Annotated in this window: 13 protein-coding genes; 1 reads left to right on the forward strand and 12 read right to left on the reverse strand. The window is 66.6% G+C overall.

The genetic code is table 11. The annotated features are described in order from the left end of the window. The 6 genes from ACWIEX_RS13270 to ACWIEX_RS13295 form a co-directional block, all read right to left on the reverse strand. Positions 1 to 95 (reverse strand): GTP-binding protein (locus ACWIEX_RS13270; protein ID WP_139221393.1); only part of this gene is annotated, 95 nt, incomplete at its 3' end. 109 nt (positions 96 to 204) lie between these two features. Further along, entirely contained in the window at positions 205 to 933 is a 729-nt protein-coding gene (gene fhuF / locus ACWIEX_RS13275; protein ID WP_454033515.1) for a siderophore-iron reductase FhuF, read from the reverse strand. Beyond that, a complete protein-coding gene (locus ACWIEX_RS13280) occupies positions 930 to 2,168 on the reverse strand; it encodes an MFS transporter (RefSeq protein WP_454033516.1) in 1,239 nt (412 codons plus the stop codon). Before ACWIEX_RS13280 ends, fhuF begins: the two co-directional genes overlap by 4 nt. Then, a complete protein-coding gene (locus tag ACWIEX_RS13285) occupies positions 2,165 to 4,249 on the reverse strand; it encodes a TonB-dependent siderophore receptor (RefSeq protein ID WP_454033517.1) in 2,085 nt (694 codons plus the stop codon). Before ACWIEX_RS13285 ends, ACWIEX_RS13280 begins: the two co-directional genes overlap by 4 nt. Before the next feature lie 311 nt (positions 4,250 to 4,560). Continuing rightward, positions 4,561 to 5,835, reverse strand: coding sequence for a nicotinate phosphoribosyltransferase (gene pncB, locus ACWIEX_RS13290; RefSeq protein WP_454033518.1), 1,275 nt, complete (start codon positions 5,833 to 5,835; stop codon positions 4,561 to 4,563). Between the two features lie 74 nt (positions 5,836 to 5,909). Continuing rightward, positions 5,910 to 7,760 carry a TRAP transporter large permease gene (locus ACWIEX_RS13295; RefSeq protein ID WP_454033519.1) on the reverse strand — a complete coding sequence of 617 codons (1,851 nt, stop codon included), beginning with the start codon at positions 7,758 to 7,760 and terminating at the stop codon, positions 5,910 to 5,912. A gap of 172 nt (positions 7,761 to 7,932) precedes the next feature. On the opposite strand from ACWIEX_RS13295, the gene glpD reads away from it, so the two are divergent. After that, a complete protein-coding gene (gene glpD, locus ACWIEX_RS13300) occupies positions 7,933 to 9,483 on the forward strand; it encodes a glycerol-3-phosphate dehydrogenase (protein ID WP_454033520.1) in 1,551 nt (516 codons plus the stop codon). A 191-nt stretch (positions 9,484 to 9,674) separates the two neighbouring features. On the opposite strand, the gene tssH is transcribed toward glpD, so the two are convergent. From tssH to tssC, 6 genes are all read right to left on the reverse strand, one after another. Then, the gene (gene tssH, locus ACWIEX_RS13305) at positions 9,675 to 12,404 is read right to left on the reverse strand and encodes a type VI secretion system ATPase TssH (protein WP_454033521.1); all 2,730 of its coding nucleotides are present in this window, start codon (positions 12,402 to 12,404) and stop codon (positions 9,675 to 9,677) included. Between the two features lie 11 nt (positions 12,405 to 12,415). Continuing rightward, complete coding sequence (tssG, locus tag ACWIEX_RS13310; RefSeq protein WP_454033522.1) at positions 12,416 to 13,480, reverse strand: type VI secretion system baseplate subunit TssG; 1,065 nt, start codon at positions 13,478 to 13,480, stop codon at positions 12,416 to 12,418. Further along, positions 13,477 to 15,438 (reverse strand): type VI secretion system baseplate subunit TssF, encoded by a 1,962-nt coding sequence (gene tssF, locus ACWIEX_RS13315; protein WP_454033523.1) that lies wholly within the window; start codon positions 15,436 to 15,438, stop codon positions 13,477 to 13,479. The genes tssG and tssF overlap by 4 nt, the downstream gene beginning before the upstream one ends. A gap of 4 nt (positions 15,439 to 15,442) precedes the next feature. Then, on the reverse strand, positions 15,443 to 15,991 hold the full coding sequence (locus ACWIEX_RS13320; RefSeq protein ID WP_454033524.1) for a type VI secretion system baseplate subunit TssE: 549 nt from the start codon (positions 15,989 to 15,991) through the stop codon (positions 15,443 to 15,445). A 62-nt stretch (positions 15,992 to 16,053) separates the two neighbouring features. Next, a complete protein-coding gene (locus tag ACWIEX_RS13325) occupies positions 16,054 to 16,536 on the reverse strand; it encodes an Hcp family type VI secretion system effector (protein ID WP_454033525.1) in 483 nt (160 codons plus the stop codon). Positions 16,537 to 16,674: 138 nt separating this feature from the next. Beyond that, a complete protein-coding gene (gene tssC, locus ACWIEX_RS13330) occupies positions 16,675 to 18,180 on the reverse strand; it encodes a type VI secretion system contractile sheath large subunit (protein ID WP_454033526.1) in 1,506 nt (501 codons plus the stop codon). Between the last annotated feature and the right edge of the window lie 135 nt (positions 18,181 to 18,315).

Here is an 18,315-nt window from a genome sequence, read left to right on the forward strand (position 1 = left end):
ATCGCAGCCGTCAGTGACGTCTTGCCATGGTCAACGTGACCAATCGTTCCAATGTTGCAGTGCGGCTTGGTCCGCGCAAATTTCTCTTTGGCCATGACACCCTTGTCCTCGAAGGCGGCCCTTCGGGCCAAGAAACGGGGGTCGCATTAGGGGTTTTTGCGCGGCGATGCAAGGTTCCCCGCGCGGCAGGCCGCGCAAGCGCCGCTAGGCCCGCATGCGCCGCGCCTGAGGCAGCGGGCAGAGCGAGCCGCAATCGGCTACGCCCGGCAGCAGATAGCGCAGGCAACAGACCCGGCGCTGGCATGATTCAATCGCGACGAGCGGCGAAGGCCGCAGCGTGTCATGGAACGGGTTTCGCACCCCGGCCGGTGTCAGAGCCGCCGTCAGCAGCGCCTCCGCCTCGGCAATCGCGTCGCGGTCCGCCTCGGGCCTTTCGGCGCATTGCTGCACAGCCCAGGCGAAGCGCACGCCGGCATTGCTCCACATCAATCTGGCGGAAACCGGAAAGCGAGCGGCGAGCAGCCGGATCAGGGGTACAAGATGCCCCTGCACCAATGTATCGAACCGGCCACTGCCGCCTGTTCGCGCCAGCCCCGTGGCAGGTCCGAGCAGGATCGCCGCGGTGCGGCCGTCGTCATGCAGCGCGAAGCGCCCCTCCGGCAACGCAACCGGCAGTTCCCGACGCGCTAGCAGGATTGCCGCCACGGCCGGGATGATCACTGCGGCGAAATGCCATTGGCTCCACATCGAAACGAGCGCCGGGCTCTCCCCGCCCGGGTGCCGCTCGGCGAAGCGTCGAAGCAGCGTGTCCAGCATCGCCCCGTCCAGCAGCTTTGTCCCGGGCAGCCCCTCCGTCTCGTCGCAACGCCGCACGGCATCGTCCAGATAGGCGAAACTGCCGGTAAAGCAGCCGTCGAGTTCGGGAAGGCTCATTCCGCGCCCCGGCCGGAAGCGGTCAGCCAGGCCGTCAGCGGTGCGGCCACGAAGGCAAGCCCGGCGGCGCCGGCGAGATAAGGCATGTAGCCGAAATGCTGGGCGACCCAGCCGGCGCCCAGACCGCCGATCATGCTGACGATGGAATCCGTGCCTTGCAGCAAGGTGAAGTCGATACCGGCCTGACGCGGATCGGCAATCGCCATGAAGCGGGCATAGAGCGCGACGAAGCCAAGCGCCATGACCCCGGAGGAGCTCGCCAGGGCGAGGCCGGCGAGGACGACCCGCGAACTTCCGCCCTGCCCGATCGCGAAAGCCAGCGCAGCCAGCATGCCCGCCTGCAGCAGCAGCGCCGCGACCATGACGGGCCGCGCACCCCACAACCTCACCGCGCCTCCGCCGAGCAGGGCGCAGCCGAGGCCCACCGCAAGCCCGCCGAGCCCGTTGACCGCGCCGAGCGTTTCGAGGTCCAGCCCGGCATCGACCAGCATCGGCGCCAGCATGCCGACGCCCCATTTCTGCGCGGCGACATAAAGCGCGGCGAGCCAGAGCCCCTTGCGCAGGGACGGCCGGGCGAAGGCAGCCTTCAGCGAGGGCTGATGGGTCCGCAAGCCCGGCGACGGCGCAGGCCTCGACAGCAGGAACGGCAGCATCAGCAGAACGAACAGCACCGCCGCCGCCAGGGTCGCACCAAGCCAGTCGATTCGGGCGACCACTACCAGGAAAAGCCCCGAGCCCAGGGCCGAGCCGAGATAAGCGCCACCGACCTGGGCGGCATTGCCCCAGCCATGGTGGATCTTGGCGAGCGTCTCGACCGCATGGCCGTCGCAGGCGATATCCGCCGTCGCGGCGGCGAAGGCGACCGCAATGAAGATCGCCAACACCAGATGCCATCGCTCCGGCCCGGCAAGTGCGACCGCGACCAGCCCGGCCAGCGTGAACAGGCCGCAGGCGAAGACGATCTGCCGCGAGCGTGCCGGGCCCGTCGGCGGCAGGCGGTAGCGCTCCACGGCTGCGGACCAGGCGATCTTCAGCGCCCAAGGCAGGCTGATCAGGTAGATCAGGCCGATCGAGTCGAGCGGAAGCCCTCGCTCGCGCAGCACGCTCGGCAGCGCCAGGAAGGCGATGCCCCCGAGGATGCTCTGGCCGGTATAGAGCCCGGCCAGGGCCGCGATGGTCAGCCAGGCGGAAGACTGCCGGGACGCTACCGGCTGTCCGACGGCGGCCTCGCTCACCAGCGGTAGCGCAGGCTGGCGATGACCTTGCGCCCTTCGTCGAAATAGCAGAATCCGGCCGTGCAGGTCTGCTCGACCTTGTCGAGCAGGTTCGTCGCATTGACCTGGACCCGCATGCCCTTCAGCCGCGGATCGAGCTTCTCCAGGTCGTAGCGCAGCGTGGCGTCGAGCAGCGTGCGCGGCTTGTTGTCGAGGATCGGGCGGTTGAGATTGTCACCGAGGCTCGCCCCGACATAGCGGACGCCGCCGCCGAGGCCGAGGCCGCGCAGCGACCCACCCTGCACCTCGTAATCGAGCCAGAGCGAAGCCGTGTGATAGGGAATGCTGGTCAGCCGGTTGCCGTCCGTTTCCGGCGTCAGCTTCAGGATCCGGGCATCGTTATAGGCATAGGACGCCTGCAGGCTCAGCCCGTTCGCCAGCGACGCCACGCCCTCGATCTCGAAACCGCGCGAGCGCATGTCGAGCTGGACCTGGCGGTTGAAGCCGTTGATCACCTCGTAGACGACGGCGTTGTTCTGGCGCAGCTCGAACACCGCCGCGCGCAGCGAGGCGTTGTAGCCCGGCAGGTCGTATTTCACGCCGGCCTCGACCTGCTCGCCGGTCGTCGGCACCGCCACCGAGCCCGCGAGCACCGTGCCCGAATTCGGCACGAAGGAGGTCGCGTAGCTGACATAGGGCGCAAGGCCGAAGCCCGTGACATAGCTCAACGCGACCCGCCCAGTCGAATGAGCGTCCTTCTGCTTGGTCTCGGTCGGCACTGCTCCGGCAGCGCCGGCTTCGAAGCGGCTGGAGAACCAGTCGTGGCGGCCGCCAAGCGTCAGGCGCCAGTTCTGCCAGCTGATCTGATCCTGCGCATAGAGGCCGAACAGCGTCTGGCTTTGCGCCGTGCGATAGCCCAGCGTCGCATTGTAGCCGAGCGGCACCCCGCCGAAGCCTTCCTTGCCGCGGTAATGCAGCCAGCTGAAATCGACGCCGGTCAGGATGCGGTGGGAGACCGGGCCCGTGCTGAACTTCGCCTCGAGGCTGGTATCGACCGAAAGCCCTTGCGTCCGCTCGCGGGTCAGGCCGGGATCGGCGAGATAGACATATTGCTGGTTGGTCGCGAGGGCCGAGTAACGCAGGCGCTGGCGCAGCGTGAATATCTCGCCGAACGCGTGTTCGAACTCGTAGCCGATCCGGCCCTGCTGCTGGCGGAAATCATTGTAGCGCTTGTCGCCGCCGAAGACCTTGGTCGCCCCGACCGACTTGTAGAGCAGGTTGCCGCTGCGATCGATATAGGGCCCGTATTGGTTGACATAGGCCGCCGTGCCGCCGGTGACCGAATCCATGTAATCGCCCAGGATCGTCAGCTTGGTGGTCTCGTTCGGCTTCCAGGTGACGGCCGGCGCGATGAAGACCCGGTCGTCCTTGATCGCGCTGATCTGGTTGTTGGCGTCGCGCACCAGGCCGGTCAGGCGATAGAACAGCGTCTTCTCGGGATTGGCCGGGCCCGAAAGGTCGAAGGCGAACTGCTTTCGGCCGAAGGAACCGCCCTGCACCTCGATCTCGCGGAACGGCGTTTCGGTCGGGCGCTTGGAGAGCAGGTCGATGATGCCGGCCGACGTGCTGGCGCCATAGATCGTGCTGGCCGGCCCGCGCAGCACGTTGATCGCCTCCAGTCCGTAGGGCTCCAGCCGGAACAGGCCGTTCGGGCTGTTGATCTGGCGCAAGCCGTCGCGGAAGACGGCGTTCTGGGTGACGTCGACGCCGCGGATCGTGAAGGCGTCGTAGCGTGGATCGAAGCCATAGGTGCCGACCCGGGCACCGGGTGTATAGGACAGCGCGTCCAGCAGATTCTGTGGCTTGCGCTGCTCGATCTGCGCCTGCGTCACGGTCGAGATCGACTGGGGAATCTCCAGGATCGGCGTATCGGTCTTGGTCCCGCTCGTCGTCGCCTTCGCGACATAGCCATTGGCGGTGATCGGCCCGGCAGCCTGCCCCGTCCCCTCGACCAGGATTTCGTCAAGCTGGACAGAAGCCGGCGCCTGCGACTGGGCCCAGGCTTGTAACGGCAGAGACGCCAGCGCGGCGGATGCGAACAAAGCAGATCGAAAAAGCACGAAGCGCCCTCAAGTCGAATGATGGCGCCTCAGTAACAAATAACTTTTCCAGAAGACAATACACAGACCAAACTACGAAATTATAGAAATTCTAAACTAAAGGCCAGCCCGAAACAACCGAATACCATCCGCTGTAGCCTTACTTAGCGAAACATAAGATCCATAAAACAACAAGAAAGCTCTGAACGCTTCCCGAAAGGGCATCACGGAAAAGGAGCACCGTCCCGGTCGCATGGCAACCATGTGAGCGAGGCGGCGAGGCCCCGCCCCGGTTTCTTCGGCAAAAGAAGCGGCTAGCCGCCGAACACCCGCCGGTAGCGCTCCACGGCCGCCGGATCGCCAGAGACCTTCTCCGGATTGTCGGAGAGCTTCACCGCCGGGCGCCCATTCGCCTTGGTGACCTTGCAGACCAGCGAAATCGGATCGAGCGCGCGGGAGCCGTCGGGCGAGCAGCCGACGAGATCGTTGGTCAAATCCGTACCCCAGCCGAAGGCCATGCGGACCTTGCCGTCGAAATGGTGATAGACGCGCTCGATCGCCTCGACATCGAGCCCGTCCGAGAAAACCAGCATCTTGTCGCGCGGATCGCGCCCGCGCTCGCGCCACCAGGCCATAATGGTCTCGCCGGCCGGGATCGGCGGCGCGCTGTCGGGGCGAAAGCCGGTCCAGTCGGCGACCCAGTCCGGCGCGTGGCGCAGGAAGCTCTGCGAGCCGAAGGCATCGGGCAGCGCGATCAGCAGGTTGCCGCCATAGACCTGGCGCCACTCGTCGAGCACGCGATAGGGCGCGCCCAGCAATTCCGCATCCGTTTCGGCCAGCGCCGCCAGCACCATCGGCAATTCATGGGCGTTGGTGCCGATCGCCTCGAGGTCGGCATCCATCGCCAGCAGCACGTTCGAGGTGCCGGTGAAGGCCGATCCCAACCCCTCCTTCAAGGCCTCGACGCACCAGCGCTGCCAGAGATGGCCATGGCGCCGGCGCGTGCCGAAATCGGAGAGCTTGAGATTCGGCAGCTTCTGCAGCCGCTCGACCTTGTCCCACATCTTGGCCTTGGCGCGGGCATAGAGCACGTCCAGCGAGAAACGCTTCTGGCCGACCATCACGCGCCGCGCCCTGAGCTCGTTGATGATCGCCAGCGCCGGCACCTCCCACATCGTCGTGTGGGTCCAGGGCCCCTCGAAATGCAGTTCGTACTGACCGTCGACCTTGCGCAGATCGTATTCAGGCAACTGGAACTCGGCGAGCCAGCCCATGAACTCCGGCGAGAACATCTGGGTCTTGCCGTAGAAGCTGTTGCCGGACAGCCAGATCAGTTCGTTCTTGGTGAAGCGCAGCGAACGGGCATGGTCGAGCTGCGCTCGAAGCTCACCTTCGTCGACGATGTCGCCGAGCCGGATATGTTTCGAGCGGTTGATCAGCGAGAAGGTGACCTGCACATCCGGGTGGAAGGCCCGGATCATCTGCAGCATCAGGAGCTTGTAGAAATCGGTATCGAGCAGGCTGCGGATGATCGGGTCAAGCCGCCAGCCATGGTTGTAGGTCCGCGTCGCGATGTCGGTGAAGATCATATCGGCATCAAATCCGGGGCCGGCTCACGGCGAAGGCGACGATACGGCGCGGGCGCCGGGCGAAGGAAAGCGCATCAGAACAGCGCCTTGAGCGCGGGCGCAAGCGCCGGCCACGCAGCCATGCCCAGCGACAGGACCATGAGCGCCGCCAGCAGCACGCCCAGCAGCGGCAGCACCGCCCGGAAAACCGCTCCCGCCGGCACCCGCATGATGCCGCTGACGACATAGACGAGGATCCCGAGCGGCGGCGTCAGCCCATGGATCATCAGGTTGACCACCAGCACCACCCCGAACTGGATTGGATCGAGCCCCGCCGCCACCGCGACCGGCAGGAGCAGCGGCGCCAGCAGCAGGATCGCCGCGCCGATATCGAGGAAGAGCCCGGCGACCAGCAGCACGAGATTGGCGAGCAGCATCACCGCATAGGGCCCGGCGCCGAACGCGGTGACGAGCCCCGCCATCTGCTCGGAGACCCGGTCGACCGCGAGCAGAAAGGCGAAGGGCGCGGAGGCTCCGATCAGCAGGCCGATCGCCGCCGCCTCCGCCGCCGATTTGCGCAAGGCCGCCAGCACGCCGCGTCCGTTCAGGCTGCGCAGCGCGAGGCAGGCGATGACGGCATAGGCGACGGCGAGCGCCGAAGCTTCCGTCACCGTCACCACGCCGAAGCGGATGCCGACGACCACGACGATGCCGAGCCCGATGGCGGGAATGGCGCCGATCAGCGCCCTGCCCCGCTCGTTCGCGCTCGCCTTCGGCGCGGCATCGATCACGCCGCGAACGCTGAGGTGGATGCCGATGGCCAGCGCCAGCGCCAGCACGCCACCGGCGACGAAGCCTCCGACCAATAGCGATCCGACCGAGAGATTGGTCGCGCTCGCCAGGATCAGGAAGGCGATCGAGGGCGGGATGATGTTGTCGAGCATCGAGACGCCCGCAACGATCGCCGCCGCATTGGCCGGCGGATAGCCCCGCGCCACCAATGTAGGCGCCATCACCTTGGCGCCGAAGGCGGCATTGGCCACCGAGGAGCCGGACGCGCCCGAGAACAGCACGCTCGCGACCAGCGCCGTCTGCGCGAGCCCTGCCCGCCAATGGCCGACCAGCGTCGCGGCGAAGCGGATCAGGCGCTCGGCGAGCCCGCCCGCCGTCAGCAATTCGCCCGCCAGCAGGAAAAAGGGAATGGCCAGCAGCAGGAACTTGCCGACGCCGCCGACCATGGTCTGCACGATCGCCGGCTCCGGCATCAGCCCGCCGAACGGCCCCGTCAGCGAGACACCTGCGAGCAAGGCGAAGGGCAAGGGCGCGCCGAGCAGAAGCCCCGCTCCGGCGACGAGTGCCGCGACCAGGCTCGGTGTCGGGAACAGATCGAAAGAGAGCTGCGCCAGCCCATAGAAACAACCGCCCAGCACGAGCCCCGCGACCGCTCCCGTCCAGCCTCGTTCCAGACCGGCTCGCAGAAACAACGCCAGGATCGTCAATCCGCCGCCGCAGGCAAAGACGGCGAAGCGCAGGGCCTCGGGCAGGCCGAGCACGGTCGAATGCCCGCCGACGAGCGTAGCGACGCTCGCCCCGCCCGCCGCCAGCACCAATGCGCCGTGGAAAGCAACGGCATCCGCAAGGATCGCTGCAATCCGCCGCGACATGGCCGGCAATAGTCGCACCAGCACGTCGAGCCGCATCGCCAGAGTACCGGTGACGGCGAGCGGCGCGCCGACCGCGATCAGCGCCAGATGCAGCCAGATCGCCAACTCGTCCGACCAGACGAAGCCGCCGCCAACCAGATAGCGCTGCAGGACGGCCGCCATGACCACCAGGAACAGCGCCGCCAGGATTGCCGCGCCGGCGCATTCCAGCACCGTGCGGAAGGCAGCCTCCGCCCGTTCCGGGAGCGGCTTCCCGCGCGCTTGATCGTCCGACTGGCTCATCCTGCCGCCATGCCCTGCCCGGATGCCCTGTTCCGGCCTCGCGCCCGTCCCGTCAAGCCGCACGAATTGACATCGGCCCTGAATTGGCCGCAGGAGCAGGCTTGCCGCGTCGTCCCGGCCGGGATTGGATGGGGCCGTCGCCCAGCCTTTTCCAGCCTTCCAGAAGACGCGCATGGCCTCCGAAACGACCTCTCCCTTAGCCGGCTTCGGCACCGCTCCCACCACGCCCTACGATCTCGCCGTCATCGGCGGCGGCATCAACGGCGCGGGTATCGCCCGCGATGCGGCCGGGCGTGGCGCCTCCGTCGTGCTGTTCGAGAAGGACGATCTCGCCAGCGCCACCTCCTCACGCTCGACAAAGCTGATCCATGGTGGCCTGCGCTATCTCGAACATTACAAGTTCCGGCTGGTGCGCGAGGCGCTGATGGAGCGCGAGCGGCTCTGGGCGATCGCACCGCATATCATCCGGCCGCTGCGTTTCGTGCTGCCGCATCACAAGGGCCTGCGTCCGGCCTGGCTGCTGCGGCTCGGCCTGTTCCTCTACGACCATATCGGCGGCCGCAAATTGCTGCCGGCGACGCGCACGCTCGACCTCGCCCATGACGCCGCCGGCAAGCCACTCAAGGACGACCAGGCTAAGGCCTTCGAATATTCCGATTGCTGGGTCGAGGACGCCCGCCTCGTCGTGCTGAACGCGATGGATGCCGCGGTGCGCGGCGCCGCGATCCACACCCGCACACGGGTCACCGCCGCGCGGCGCGAGAACGGGCTCTGGCAGCTCGATACGGATGGCTCCGAAGGCCGCCAGACGATCTGGGCGCGCACGCTGGTCAATGCCGCCGGCCCCTGGGTCGGCGATGTCCTGAACGGCGTGATCCATACCAATGCCAAGGCCGGCGTCCGCATGGTCCAGGGCAGCCATATCGTCGTGCCCCGGCTCTACGAGCACGGCCGCTGCTACATTTTCCAGAACGCGGATGGACGCATCATCTTCGCCATCCCCTACGAGCAGGACTTCACGCTGATCGGCACGACCGACCGCGACTACCATGGCGACCCGTCCGAGGTCGTCGCGACGCCGGACGAGATCGCCTATCTCTGCGCTGCCGCGAGCGAGTATTTCCGCTCACCCGTCACGCCGGAATCGGTGGTCTGGACCTATTCGGGCGTGCGCCCGCTCTATGATGACGGCGCCTCCAAGGCGCAGGAGGCGACGCGCGACTACGTGCTGACGCTCGACGCTCCCGAAGGCGAAGCGCCGCTGCTCTCCGTTTTCGGCGGCAAGATCACGACCTATCGCCGTCTCGCCGAGGCCGCGATCGCAAAGCTGGCGCCGCTGACGCCCTGGGCTGCCCGCGCTGAATGGACGGTGACGGGCGCCCTGCCCGGCGGCGATTTCCCCGTTGGCGGGTTCGACAAGCTGGTCGGCGAGATCGGAGCCACCTATCCCTGGCTCGAGCGCCGTACTGCGACGCGGCTCGCTCGCGCCTACGGCACCCGCGCCCGCGACATCCTCGCCGATGCGAAGAGCCTTGCCGATCTCGGCCGGCATTTCGGCGCTGATCTCTACGAGCGCGAGGTCCGTTATCTGGTGAAAGCGGAATGGGCGCGCCGGGCGCAGGACGTGCTCTGGCGCCGCGGCAAGCTGGGCCTGCGGCTGTCGAAGGCGGAGAGCGAAGCGCTCGACGCTTTCATGCGGGACAGTGCGGCGAGGGCGGCCTAGGCGCCTGAACGACGGCCGGCGCACGCCCGATCAAAGCCATCCTTGTCATTCCGGGGCTTCGCGCAGCGAAGAACCCGGAACCCACGACTGGGCGAGCCCTCGAGCCCAATACGAAATGCCTCACCCAGTCGTGGGTTCGGGGCTCGCGCCTTCGGCGCGCCCCGGAATGACAAGGGTGGCTCCAAGGCGCCTCACGCCACCTGATAGGCAAAGCTGCCCTCCTCGACCGAGACCTTCGCCTCGGTCAGCGGCTTCTTCTCCAGCTGCAGGTTGAGGATCGCGCGCGAGAGCGCCGGCAGCATCGAGTTGGTGATGATGTTGTCGATCATGCGCCCGCCCGAATCCGGATCGTTGCACTGGCCGACGATGTGCTCGACCACCGCATCGTCATAGACGAAGGCCGCCTTGTGGTTCTCGGCGAGGCGCTTGCCGATGCGCCCGAGCTGGAGCCTGACGATGCCGGCCAGCATGTCCGAGGACAGCGGGTAATAGGGGATGGTCACGAGTCGCCCGATCAGAGCCGGCGGGAAGACCTTGAGCAGCGCGGGCCTCAGGCTCACCGCCATCACCTCCGGATCGGGCTTGGCCGCGCCGTTCGCCGACATGCTCATGATCTCGTCGGTGCCGACATTCGAGGTCAGGATGATCAGCGTGTTCTTGAAGTCGATGCGCCGGCCGGTGCCGTCCTCCATCTGGCCCTTGTCGAAGACCTGGAAGAACAGTTCGTGCACGTCTGGGTGTGCCTTCTCGACCTCGTCGAGCAGCACCACCGAGTACGGCTTGCGCCGAACCGCCTCGGTCAGTCGTCCGCCCTCGCCATAGCCGACATAGCCAGGAGGTGCGCCCTTCAGCGTCGAGACGGTATGCGCCTCCTGGAACTCGCTCATGTTGATGGTGATGACGTTCTGTTCGCCGCCATAGAGCGCTTCCGCCAAAGCCAGCGCCGTCTCGGTCTTGCCGACGCCGGAGGGGCCGCAGAGCATGAACACGCCGATCGGCTTGTTGGGATTGTCGAGCCGGGCGCGGTTGGTCTCGATGCGCTTGGCGATCATGCCGATGCCGTGGCCCTGCCCGACGACGCGCTTGTTCAGCGTCTCCGCGAGATTGAGCACGGTCTCGATCTCGTCCTTGACCATCCGACCGACCGGGATGCCGGTCCAGTCCGAGACCACGGAGGCGACCGATTGCTCGTCGACATGGGCGTAGATCATCCGGTTGGCCGGATCGACCTCGCTCAACGCTGCGAATTTGGCGTTGAGCGCAGCGCGCGATTCCGCCGGATCGGCGGCTGGCTCGGGCGCGGGAACTTCGGCTTCGGCCGGCGCAGGCGCGACATTCTCGTTCGCTTCCGGCTGGGCGGCATCGGTCGTCTGCGGCGCCGCCTTCTCGCGGAGCTTGGTCCATAGCGCCTTGATCTCCTTGACGATGGCGAGTTCGCCCGTCCAGGCCCCTTCCAGCCCCGTCAGCTTCTCCCCCTTCTCCGCCATCTCGGCCTCGATCTCACTGAGCCGCTTGGTGGCATCGGTGCCGAGATCGGCGTCTGCCGTGAGCGCCGCCTTCTCCTGCTCCAGCGAGGAGATCGCGACGCGCGCATCCTCGATCGCCGCCGGCGTTGCGTTCTGGCTGATGGCGACGCGGGCGCAGGCGGTATCGAGCAGGCTCACCGCCTTGTCGGGGAGCTGACGCGCCGGGATGTAGCGATGCGACAGCGAGACCGCCGCGACGATGGCTGCGTCCGAGATGCGGACCTTGTGGTGCTTTTCCATCGGGCCGATCAGCCCGCGCAGCATCGTGCAGCAGCGCGCGACGTCGGGCTCGTCGACCTGCACCGGCTGGAAGCGCCGGGTCAGCGCCGGGTCCTTCTCGAAATACTGGCGGTATTCCGACCATGTCGTCGCCGCGATGGTGCGCAGCGTGCCGCGCGCCAGCGCCGGCTTCAGCAGGTTCGCGGCATCGCCCGTTCCGGCCTGTCCACCGGCGCCGATCAGGGTATGCGCCTCGTCGATGAACAGGATCACCGGCGTCGGTGAGGACTGCACCTCGTCGATCACCGAGCGCAGGCGCTGCTCGAACTCGCCCTTCATCGAGGCGCCGGCCTGCATCAGGCCGATATCGAGCGCGCAGACGCGCACACCCTTGAGCGGCGGCGGCACATCACCTGAAGCGACGCGCTGGGCGAAGCCTTCCGCGATCGCGGTCTTGCCGACGCCAGCCTCGCCGGTGAGGATCGGGTTGTTCTGACGCCGCCGCATCAGCACGTCGATGACCTGGCGGATCTCGTCGTCGCGTCCGAGGATGGGGTCCATCGTGCCGGAGCGAGCCTTGACGGTGAGGTCCTGCGAGAAACGGTCGAGCGCGGTCGTGCCCTTCGCTCCCTCGGCCTGTTCGGCGCCGGGCGTTCCCGCCGCACGCAGGCCGGAGCCATCCATCGGCCGCAGGTTTTCTTCCTCCGAGCTTTCCCAGATCTTGCCGTAACCTGCGGCCAGTTCCTCGACCGGTATCTTGGAGAACTCCTTCGAGAGCCCGGTCAGCACGCGGCGCAGCTCCGTCGATTTCAGCGCCGCGACCAAGAGGTGGCCGGTCCTGATCTGCGTCTCGCCGAAGAACAGGGTGGCGTAGTGCCAGCCACGGTCGAGGATATCGACGATGTGGTTGGCGATGCCCGGCATCTCCGTCTCGTTGCGGCGGAAGCCCTCGACCACGCCGCCGAGCTCCATCAACATCTTGGCGCGGTCGAGCTTGTAGTGGTCGGCGGTCAGGGTCAGGTCATTCGACGTGCCCTGCAGGATCTGCAGCAGCCAATGCGCCAGCTCGACATTGCGGTTTCCCGCGCCCTTCGCCTGCCGGAGCGCCTGCAGGAATGTGTCGTAGCCGACCCGATTGAGCTTGCCTGTGACGGCTTCGAGGCTGATATCGGCCATGATCGTCCCCTTCAATGTCCGGTGGCGGCAGTGCGGCTTCGTTTCAGGCGCAGGCTTTCGGCAGGATGGAAGCGGGCGTCGCGGCGCAGGGCGCCCTCCTCGACATCCCAGTTCGGTGCCATCCAGCTCGTCCAGCCGAGATGGCCGGACTGGCCGAGCCGGACCGGCTTGACCTCGCCGACCGGCAAGGCGAGCTCGACATCCCATTCGAACTGCTCGCCGAGATGGAAGAACACCGCATCCGCCAGGGGCTCGCAGCGGTCGCCATTCGGCAGAAAGCGCTCGAACTGTTCGAGGTCGCGGGCGGTGATCTTGACCCGGAACTTGTCCTCGACGCTGTAGACGCTGCCGCCCAGCAGCGCGTCGCTGCCGAGCGAACAATGAGCGCCGCCGAGCCGCGTCCGGTCGGCCGGGTCGAAGACCAGCCACATCCCGGTGAACTGCTCGATCTCGACTTCCGTCTTGAACAGGCCGGCAAGAAAGCGCCGCAGGCGCGAGGCCGATTTCGCCTGCGCACCGATCAAACCGGCATGGGCGAGCTTCTCGGCATCGGGGACGCTGTCGCGCTTGAGATACGGCTTCGAGCCCAGCCCGATCATGCTGCCGATATAGGCGGCGAAACGGTCGAGATCGGGCCGGTCATACTGCGCGACCGGGCGCGAATCCGCCCAGGCGCGATAGAACAATTGCAGGAAGCGGTGGTTGAAGATGTCGAGGAAGCGCGGGAAGGCGTCGTCTCGCGCTAGCGTCCAGTGATAGCTTTCCTCGGTCGTCGCCAGCGGCAGCGGCCCCTGCGGCCCGAGCAGGCCGAGGAACTTGACGAAGAGCCGCAGCCGCCCCTGCCCATCTTGACCAGCCTCAGCCAGGCTCGATGCCGGGAAATCGAGATAGGGTTGCTCGCCCAGCGCGACATATTCGTCGCGCCGCGAGGCGACGTCGCCCACGCGCGGCCGGTCGGGGAAGCTGCGTTCCAGCCGGCGCATCACCGCGTAGAAATCGAAGCGCCAGGGTTCGGCCTCGAGCTGCGCCTGGTAGTTCGGCGCCTTTTCCAGCGGGGTGGCGGCGTCCTCGCTCACAGGATGCGCCTCGCACCGGCGCGCGGCGGAAAGCGCATCACCTCGCCACGCTCGACAGTGCGGATCACCGTCTGGGTGAAATGGTTCATCGCCGCGTATTCCGCGAAGAAGCGGTCGAGCACCGCCCCCAACAGAAAGACGCCGGAGCCTTCGAACGCCTTCTCGTCGAGCAGCACGGTGATTTCGAGCCCACGTGCCGCACCGGTCCCCGCCCGCTGCGGAAAACGACGCACGACGGCGCGGCTGTCGACGCTCTTGATGCCGCGGATGCGCCGCTCGGTGGCGCTGTCGGCGAGATCGGCAAAAAGCGAGAGCAGTTCGCGCAGCGCCTCCCCATTCTCGCCGGCGCCACGCTGGACGAGGCCGAGATGGTTCAAGCTGATCAGGTTGACCAGTCGCCAGGTCACGACCCCGGTGCTCGCGGTCTCCGAACGGAGCTTGAGCTGGGAGACGACCGGCTCGCGCGGCGGCGTCGGCCCGGCCAGGCAGGCGATGTCGAGCGAGACATTGTCGATCAGGCGGAAATCCGCGCCCCCCCGACCGGTCGGCAGATGCTCGGTCAGGTGCCGGTTGGAGCAGAGCGCGCGCACGCTGAGCTCCGCGACCGATGCCGTGTCGGCGACGCCCGCCGGCTCGACCAGCGAGATGAACATCTCCGTGCCCGTATAATCGGAAGCCTTACCCTGCCGGCGCTCGGACGAGGAGCGGCGCCGCGGCAGGCGGCGCTGCGTATAATGCAGCCCCTGCGTCGGCGAGGCGCCCTCCGGCGAGGAATAGAGCGGATGGACGGGCTGCTTCTCGCGCCCGCCGGCATAATGCGCATGGACCGAGAGGATGCTGTGCGGCTCGTAGTCGAGCGCGCGGCTGCGGTCCGGCACGACATGGAATTCGTGCTGGTTCATTTTGACCGGGATGCGATCGGTCGTCTTCTCGAACAGGTTGATCGCCGGCGCCGCATAGAGCGCGAACATCTCCTTGCGCACGGCACCCGGCAGCCGCGTATTGACCTCGTCGAAGACGAAGATCACGTCGATCGCCTTGGCCTGGAGCTTCGGCATGATGCGGCTGAGCCCCTCCAGCCGGAAGCCGAGGAACTTGCGCGGAAACCAGAACAATTCGCGCAGCAGGTCGAAACCACGGAAGACACGGGTATCGGCCGGCAGCAGCGCCTCGTCCTCGTCGAAGCCGACCTGCTCCAGCCGGCAGCCATCACCCGGCGTCACCACCGGATCACCGAACGCGTCGAGATGGCGGAAATGGATGCCGATGCAGTTCGCGAACAATTGCTCGTAGAGCGCGACGGCGTCGCCCTCGTTGCCGAGCAGGTGGAACGGCAATTCGCGGGTGCGGCAGCCGGCGAACCAGCTCGCCGGATTCTTCAGCGCCTGCGCCGCAGAAGGCTCCTGCTCGGGGTCGGCCATGACCCGATGGTTCAGGGAGATGCGCAGGCCCGATAGCGCCCGCGGCCCGGTGCGCAGGCCCAGCGCCTGCAATGGCCCCGGCGCCGGGATATATTCGGCCCCGGTGATCTCGAAGGGCCAGAGCGTGACGTCGCCACCCAGCCGGTAGCGGCAGGCGACCCGGCGCTCGCGCTCCAGATAGGTCGCGTCGATATAGGAGCCGCGCGGAATCCGCATGCCTTCGCGGAGCGCCGGGTCCGAATAGGCCGGCCCCACGCCGGCCAGCAGCGCCGAGGGCGTCGGCGCGAGATAGTTCGGCAGCAATTGCTCGATCAGGTTGTTGGTGAACTCGGGAAACTCGTGCCGGAGCTTGAGCTGGACGCGGGCGGCGAGGAAGGCGGCGCCTTCGAGCAGGCCGCCGACCATCGGGTCCATGCGCTCGCCGGCGAGCCCGCCAAGTCGCTCGGCGATGCCCGGATACTCCTCCGCGAACTCCTTGCTGTGCTCCATGAAGAGCCGGAGTTCCTGGTTGTAGAGATCGAGAAACTCCTGGTTCATCGCCTCAGTGTCCCTTGATCGCGATCTTGCCGGTATCGAGTTCGAGATCGGCGACGAACTGGACCGGGATATTCAGCGGTTCGCAGTTCAGATCGGCGCGCACGAGGAAACGGACCTTCAGCTCGGCCGGATCGAGGCTGTCGTCGCGCTCGACCGCAACCGATTTGCGGATCAGGCGCGGCTCGTAGCCGACCAGCACATCGGCGAGGTCCTCGCGGATCGCATCGACGCGATGCTCGTCGATCGAGAGCCGGGTCAGGTCTGGGAAACCGTGGTTCAGCACCGAGCGCCGCACATGCTCCAGCCCGGAGAGATCGAGGCACGAGCCCAGATTGATCGTGTTGACGAGCGCATCGAGATCGAGCGCGATCTCGCGGCGCAGCTTCTGTTCGGTGATCGCGGCGCGCGGCGCCGCGCGGCGCGGCGCGATCACGCGTTCGCCGCCCTCGTCCCGAAGGTCGAGCGCGGTCCTCGCATCCTTTTCAAGATGCGCCTCCCGGAATGCGAACATCAAAGGCGGCCGCAGCCGCTTCTTCGAGATCGGATCTGCCATGGCCTATCGCACCGTCGACAAGGCACCGGCCCCGGCAAATGCCGGAGCCGGTGATCTTCAACTCACTTGGTGTGGGTCTTGATGTCCCAGGTCATGGTGCTCGGCGCCTCGAGCGAACCATCGGCCTTCTGCGCCTTGTACTCGTATTTGATCTTGGCGTAGTTCAGCGAGAACTGGTCGGTCGGAATGCTGGAGCCGCCGGCGGCGTCGCCGGATTGGTAGCTCGACACGATCAGGTCCTCCAGCGTCAGCACGTAATAGTCCTGCTGCGTCTCGCCCTGCTTGCGGACGAAGAGCACCGCTTTCTTGATGTGCTTGCCGCCGGCGCAGGACAGCGCCAGATTCGTCGAGGCCTTGCCGACCGAGCTCGTGAAGTGGATGTCCTGGAAGCTCGCCTTGCCGGCGCCGCCGCCGGCGTTGGACGCATGCGAGCCTGCATTGCTGATGCCCCAGGAGAATGAATCGACCTCGATCGTGTCCTTGTGCTTGGAATCCTTGCTTTCGCCCTTGATGCCGTCGATCTCGAGCAGGAAGTCGCTAGCCATTTTTACCTCCAGAGTAGGATTGCTGTGGGCTCGCGGATGCGGGCCCGCTGTGGACGCACTTCTCCTGTCGCGCCGCCCTCACACCGCCGGCGCGTCGAAGATTCTCGTTGTCGCCGTCACCCGGTATTCAGGTGGCGGTCACTGCTTGGGAGCTGGCAGTCGCGAGACCAGGCTCAGGCCGATATCCATGCCTTCGAGCTGGAAGTGCGGCCGCAGATAGAACTTGGCCGAGTAGTAGCCGGGGTTCTCCTCGTCCTCGAAAACGTCGATGCGCGCATCGGAGAGCGGGCGCCGCGCCTTCGTCTCTTCGCTGGAATTGACCGGATCGCCATCGACATAGTCGGTGATCCACTCCTGCAGCCAGCGGCGCAGCGGCTCCTTTTCCTTGTAGGAGCCGATCTTGTCGCGAACCATGCACTTCAGGTAGTGCGCGAAGCGCGAGACTGCGAACATGTAGGGCAGCCGCGACGACAGGTTGTCCGACGCGGTGGCCGCGACGCCGTCCGGCCCCGAATAGGCCTTCGGCTTGTAGAGCGACTGGGCGCCGATGAAGGCGGCCTTGTCGGTGTTCTTGCGATGGATCAGCGGGATCAGGCCGGATTTCGCCAGCTCGGCCTCGCGCCGGTCGCTGATCGCGATCTCGGTCGGGCATTTCAGGTCGATGCCGCCGTCATCCGTCGGGAAGGTGTGCGTCGGCAGGTTCAGGACCTCGCCGCCCGACTGGACGCCGCGGATGCGCGTGCACCAGCCATATTCCTTGAACGCGCGGTTGACGTTGACCGCCATCGCATAGGCCGCGTTCATCCAAGCGTAGTTCTCGCCCTTGTGCCCGTCGGTATCCTCCTCGAAGGCGAACTCCTCGACCGGCTCGGACTTGGCGCCATACGGCACCCGGGACAGCACCCGCGGCAGGCACAGGCCCACATAACGGGAATCGGCCGCGTCGCGCAGGCCCTTCCAGGCCGCATAGTCGGGCGTGTCGAAGACCTTGCTGAGATCGCGCGGATTGGACAGCTCGGTCCAGGCATCCATGCCCATCAGGGTCGGCTCGGCCCCTGCGAAGAAAGGCGCATGCGCCGCCGCCGCTACCTTCGACAGATCGCGCAGGAGCTGCACGTCGGTCGGGACATGGCTGAAATGATAGTCGCCGACGAGGCAGCCGAAGGGCTGGCCGCCGAGCTGGCCGAATTCCTGCTCATAGACCTGCTTGAACAGCGGGCTCTGGTCCCAGCGCGCGCCGGGATAGGTCTTGAGATTGCGGTAGAGCTCGCCCTTCGAGACGTTCATCACCTTGATCTTCAACTGCGCGTCCGTCTCGGAATTGAAGACGAGGTAGTTGAGGCCGCGCCAGGCGCTTTCGATCTTCTGGAACTCCGGTGCATGCAGCACCGCGTTCATCTGCTCGGTCAGCTTGGCGTCGAGCCGGGCGATCATCTCCTCGATGGTGTCGATGACGTCGCCCTTGATCAGGGTCTGGTCCGCCAGCGCCTGGTTGACCAGGGTCGCGACCGCATTCTCGACCTCGGTCGCCGCGCGCTCCGTCTTGGGCTTGAAACTCCGTTTCAGGATCGCCGAGAAATCGTCGACCTCGCGCGTTTCGACTGCTGCCCCGCCGGGCTGTTGGGTTTGTGCTTCCGCTGCCATTGCCGCCTCGCTCGCTTAACCGCCTGCAGGCCCCGACCCCGCTCATACGGACGGGATCGCTTCAAACCATCCGGAGCATCGCTCCCGCGAAAGAGCGGCTCCCGCCCCTTCGCGCAGTTCCCCGGGGGCTGAGCC

This window comes from Allobosea sp. NPDC055353, assembly GCF_053644975.1.